The sequence below is a fragment of the Deinococcus pimensis DSM 21231 genome (assembly GCF_000519345.1).
Classification (GTDB): domain Bacteria; phylum Deinococcota; class Deinococci; order Deinococcales; family Deinococcaceae; genus Deinococcus_A; species Deinococcus_A pimensis.
On the sequence record NZ_KI912668.1, the window covers coordinates 1 to 1,613 of the forward strand.

Sequence of the window (1,613 nt, forward strand, 5' to 3'; positions counted from 1 at the left end):
GGCCCGCCGTGGGCTGGCTCGGCAACGTCGCCGGGGTGCGCGTGGCGCTCCTCGCGACGGCCCTGCTGCGCCTCCCCACCCTCTGGTTCTTCGCCCGCGCCGCCCGCCACCACGCCGAGGACACCGTGGAAACAGGGGAGAGCCGGGCCGCCTGAGGACCCGGGCGCCCTCCTTCACCGGGGGCGCCCGCGCTCTGTTACGCTCGGCGCATGCTCAAGCCCGCGTTCGCCCTCGCCGCCGCCCTCGCGCTCGGCGCCGCCCAGGCCGCCTGGGTGCCCGTCCCCTTCCTCAGCGAGACGCCCGTCCGCAAGTTCGACGTGCCCGCCTGGGTCATCGACCCCGCCCGGAGCTACCGCGCGGTGCTCACCACCACGCAGGGCGACGTCACCGTCGAGTTCACCCCGCGCGCCGCGCCGAAGGCCGTGAACAGCTTCGTCTTCCTCGCCCTCAACCACTACTACGACGGCACGCCCTTCCACCGCGTCATCGACGGCTTCGTGGCGCAGGGCGGCGACCCCACCGGCACCGGCACGGGCGGGCCCGGCTACGACTTCTTCTACGAGATCGACCGCACCCTGAAGTTCGATCGGGCGGGCGTGCTCGGCATGGCCCGCGCGCAGGACCCGCACAGCCAGGGCAGCCAGTTCTTCATCACGCTCGCGCCCACCGACTTCCTCAGCGGGCAGTACACCGTCTTCGGCCGCGTCGTGACGGGGCAGGACGTCGTCGCGAAGCTCCGCAGAATCGACCCCGGCAAACCCGACGCGACCGTGAAGCCCGACGTGCTCCAGAAGGTCACGGTCCTCGTCGACGACGGGAAGTAGGGGCCGCCGGAGCGCTATCCTGCTCTTATGACAGCCACCATCCCCGGCGTCACCGTGGACCTGCGTTCCGACACGGTGACGGTCCCCGACGAGCGCATGCGCCGCGCCATGGCCGAGGCCGTCGTCGGCGACGACGTGTACGGCGAGGACCCCACCGTCAACGAACTCCAGGCGGAGGCGGCCCGCATGCTCGGTCACGAGGCGGGCCTCTTCATGCCGAGCGGCACCATGACCAACCAGGTCGCGATCGCCGTGCACACCCAGCGCGGTCAGGAGGTCATCGTGCCGGAGGGCGCTCACGTGTACGAGTGGGAGCTCGGCATGATGGCCACCTTCTCCGGCGTCGTGCCGCGCTTCGTGCACGCCCCACGCGGCGTGCCCGCCCCGGAGGACGTCCGCGCCGCCATCCGCCGCAGCGTCCACCAGAGCCCCACGGGCCTGATCTCGCTGGAGAACACGCACAACAAGGCGGGCGGCACCATCGTCCCGACCGAGGTGAGCCGCGCCGTCCGCGAGATCGCCGACGAGGAGGGCCTGCCCCTGCACCTCGACGGGGCGCGCGTCATGAACGCCGCCGTCGCGCTCGGCGTTCCCGTCCGCGAGCTCACCGGGCACTACCACAGCGTCAGCCTGTGCCTCTCCAAGGGCCTCGGCGCGCCCGTCGGGAGCGTCCTCGTCGGCTCGCGTGAGCTCATCGGGCGCGCGCACCGCTACCGCAAGATGATGGGCGGCGGCATGCGGCAGGCCGGGGTGCTCGCCGCCGCCGGACTGCTCGCGCTGCGCGAGGGC

2 protein-coding genes are annotated in these 1,613 nt (G+C 72.8%); both read left to right on the plus strand.

The window, feature by feature from the left end:
* Window positions 1-209: 209 nt before the first annotated feature.
* Window positions 210-824, plus strand: coding sequence for a peptidylprolyl isomerase (locus tag DEIPI_RS0117875; RefSeq protein ID WP_027482663.1), 615 nt, complete (start codon window positions 210-212; stop codon window positions 822-824).
* A 27-nt stretch (window positions 825-851) separates the two neighbouring features.
* On the plus strand, window positions 852-1,613 hold a 762-nt coding region (locus tag DEIPI_RS40275), incomplete at its 3' end, for a threonine aldolase family protein (RefSeq protein ID WP_045234650.1).